This is a genomic window from Frankia sp. CoBUL1, assembly GCF_978021245.1.
Genome location: NZ_CDXDOS010000347.1, coordinates 1 through 2,898 on the forward strand (window position 1 = coordinate 1; position 2,898 = coordinate 2,898).

Consider the following 2,898-nt stretch of genomic DNA (forward strand, 5'->3'; position numbering starts at 1 on the left):
CCCCCGCCAGCCGGAGATTGGCGAACGTCTTCACCAAGGAGGAACTCATCCACCTCGCCCAAACCCATGACTGCGGCTTCGACCTCCAGGTGTTCGCCGACATGATCGGAACCATCAGCCGGTTCACCGACGACGACCTGGGACTGCCCCGCCCGGCCGTCGACCGACTACGTCGCTTCTTCCACCCCTGGCATCAGGAAATCATCGGCGGATGAGCGACGACCGGCTCCCTGCCCCCATCCACCTCGCTGCCATGAGCCCCTGCCGGACGGGATCGTCGCCCACGATTCCCTCCCACCACAGTCGAGCGACTCACCGTAGGAGGGTCCCACCAACCCTGCGGAACATGCGTTCGAGGCCGGCTGTGGTGCGATCATTTCGATCCTTATCTGGCATCGTTCCTGGTCAGTTGCCGCGTCCCGACCGGGCGGACGGTGATTTCAGGGCCTTCGACCAAGATCGATCGGCTCTTCTGCTGCCGTGTCAGGTCCACCCTTTTTCTGATCATGATCTTGGCCTGGGTGAATACGGTTCGCGATCTGTCCCTTGAGATCCAGCACTGTGGAACGGCGCTGGTCACGGCCTCGCGAGTTGGTTCGAGTCCCGGCTGGACGACCATGTTGCGATCACGCGAACGGCGTCCGATCAGCCGAGGTGTTGAGCGGTGGCGACTTCGGAGGACAGCCACGGTAGCCGCGGGCAGCTGCTGGGGCCACGGCAAGAGTGTGCAGGGCACCCTGTTCGCCGACGGCCCGGGCAGCGACGAAGGGAACGGTCACGTCCAGTTGCCGTCCAGCATGCCGATGGCACCGGCCGGGAGTCGCCGTTCACGTCAGGCGGCAGGACCATGCTCTTCGCCCTGAACCACTTCATGTCGGTGGTCTCCTTGGCGGACCTCCCCGATTCGGCGGTGATCATGGTTGACGCGTCCCGCGCACGGCTGTTCGGCAACCTCGACGAGTTGGCGGCTACCTCGCGGCTGGTGGTGCACCGCCCGGCCAGCAGCAGGCACCCCCGGGTGCCGGAGGCCGTGTACCCCATCGACTATGGCTACCTGGAGGGCGCCGCGGACGGTGACGGCGTGGGCGTCTTCCGCGGCAGTGCCGTCGGTGCTGGCGTGGTGGGATTCTTCGTGACGGCGGATCCGGGCACGTGTGACGTGGAGGTCAAGGTTTTGATCGACTGCACCGGCGGCGAGATCGACCGGGTGCGGGGCTGCTCGACGACGTCCTGGGTATCGGGGGCCTGCTCGTGCGGCTGACGTCGACCATGAGGTTTCCTGCCTGTCTGGCTCGCTCCGTCCGTCACGCGGGGTTGATGCCGTACCACTGCGACTGGGCGAAGATCTCCTCCGTTGACGGCACCGGCGCGTCCGGGCCGGGCATGTCAAGGCCGGGCGCGGGGTCGCCGATGGCGACGACCAGGTCCGCGAACGAGGCGGGCGCGTTGATCAGCAGGGTGCGGGCAGGCTGGTCGGCGTTGACGAAGCGGTGCGGCACCCCCCGCGGCAGGAAGAGCAGCGAGCCGGGCCCGGCCTCCCACGCGTCGTCGCCGCAGTGCACCTCCAGGTGCCCGTCGATCAGGAAGAACACCTCGTCGGAGTCGCGGTGCACGTGTGGCGGGGGCGCGTAGCCGGGCGGAACGCGGTGGTCGACGATATCGAGGTTGCCGGTGGTGACCGAGCCCATCACCTTGGTCAGGCTGAGGGTGCCGAGCCAGTGATAGGGGTTGCCCTCATCCGGGCCAAGGACGTAGCCGCGCGTCGCGGGCTGCGTCGCCGGGCTGGCGGTGTGCGGGGTGAAACTCATCGTTCCTCCTCGGTCGTTCAGATCCGGTCGTTGAACAGGGTGATGGCTGCGGCGAGCCGCTCGGGCTCTTCCTCGGGCAGGAAATGCCCGGCGCCGTCGAGGATGGATGTGCTAAGGCGCGAGGCCACCGGCGACAGCATCCGGCCGACCTGCTGGCCCAGGCCCCGTTCACCGCCCACGGCGAGGACGGGGACGGGGGTCGGGTGTACGAGCAGCGGCTCGGTTTGCGCGATGCTGGCGAACGCGGCGCGGTAGACGCCCATGGAGCCGAGTACCCCGGCCGGCCCGGAGAAGGTGCGCAGGTATTCGGCCACCGTGGCCTCGTCGAACGCACGGGGCGCTCCCGCCGGGCCGTCGTAGAACCAGCGCAGGAAGACTTCCTCACGCCCCACGATCAGTGCCTGCGGCACGCCCGGGGCCAGCGGCAAGATCCACCACCACATGGACCCTGTGGTCATGGTGCCCGGGGCGTAGGCCAGGACGTCCCGCAACGGGCCGCCGAGCATGGTGGGTGCCTCGGCGTAGACCAGGCCACGGGTCTCTTCTGGGTGGCTGGCGGCCCACAGCAGGGCCGGGGGCGCCCCCATGTCGTGCCCGACGTGCAGGATGGGCCGGCCGGCGCCGAACCCGCTGCGGGCGGTCAGGGCGCGGACCTGCTCGGCCAGCGCGCGTGCGCTGTAGGGATTGGTGCCGCCCGGCTTGTCGCTGTCGCCGTAGCCGAGCATGTCGATGACGAGGACGCGCATTCCGGCGTCGGCCAGGGCGGGGGCGACGCCGCGCCAGGCGTAGCCGGTGGCGAGGAAGCCGTGCCACAGCAGCACCGGGGTCCCGTCGTCTGGGCCGCCGGTCCAGTAGTGCAGGCGGTGGCCGCCGACCCGGGCGTATTCCGATCGCAAGCCGCGGATCGGCGGCGCCGGGTCGGCCGGGGCCCCCAGGCTCGGCGTGCTTGTCGGTTCCTGAACCACTGGTCCTCCTCTCGCGTTACTGAGTCCCTGTACGCCTCCGACCATACTACAAGGTCTTGTGAAATCAAGATGTTGTAGTATCAACGTGTGCTTACTACAAGGTGCTTGGGCTATAGTGACGCCAT

4 protein-coding genes are annotated in these 2,898 nt (G+C 68.5%); 2 read left to right on the plus strand and 2 right to left on the minus strand.

Going from position 1 to position 2,898, the window contains the following annotated elements:
- Positions 1 to 215: hypothetical protein (locus AC08OX_RS16670; protein WP_476608663.1), on the plus strand; the 215-nt coding region annotated here is incomplete at its 5' end.
- 632 nt (positions 216 to 847) lie between these two features.
- Complete coding sequence (locus tag AC08OX_RS16675; protein WP_476608664.1) at positions 848 to 1,261, plus strand: hypothetical protein; 414 nt, start codon at positions 848 to 850, stop codon at positions 1,259 to 1,261.
- A 43-nt stretch (positions 1,262 to 1,304) separates the two neighbouring features.
- Here AC08OX_RS16675 and AC08OX_RS16680 read toward each other — a convergent pair whose 3' ends face one another.
- Together AC08OX_RS16680 and AC08OX_RS16685 are read right to left on the minus strand one after the other, a co-directional pair.
- A complete protein-coding gene (locus AC08OX_RS16680; protein WP_476608665.1) occupies positions 1,305 to 1,808 on the minus strand; it encodes a cupin domain-containing protein in 504 nt (167 codons plus the stop codon).
- Positions 1,809 to 1,825: 17 nt separating this feature from the next.
- The gene (locus AC08OX_RS16685; RefSeq protein WP_476608666.1) at positions 1,826 to 2,773 is read right to left on the minus strand and encodes an alpha/beta fold hydrolase; all 948 of its coding nucleotides are present in this window, start codon (positions 2,771 to 2,773) and stop codon (positions 1,826 to 1,828) included.
- Positions 2,774 to 2,898 lie beyond the last annotated feature (125 nt).

Coding starts and splice junctions, on each gene's coding strand:
- AC08OX_RS16680 (WP_476608665.1), bottom strand. CDS start 1,808: ATGAGTTTCACCCCGCACACCGCCAGCCCGGCGACGCAGCCCGCGACG.
- AC08OX_RS16675 (WP_476608664.1), top strand. CDS start 848: ATGCTCTTCGCCCTGAACCACTTCATGTCGGTGGTCTCCTTGGCGGAC.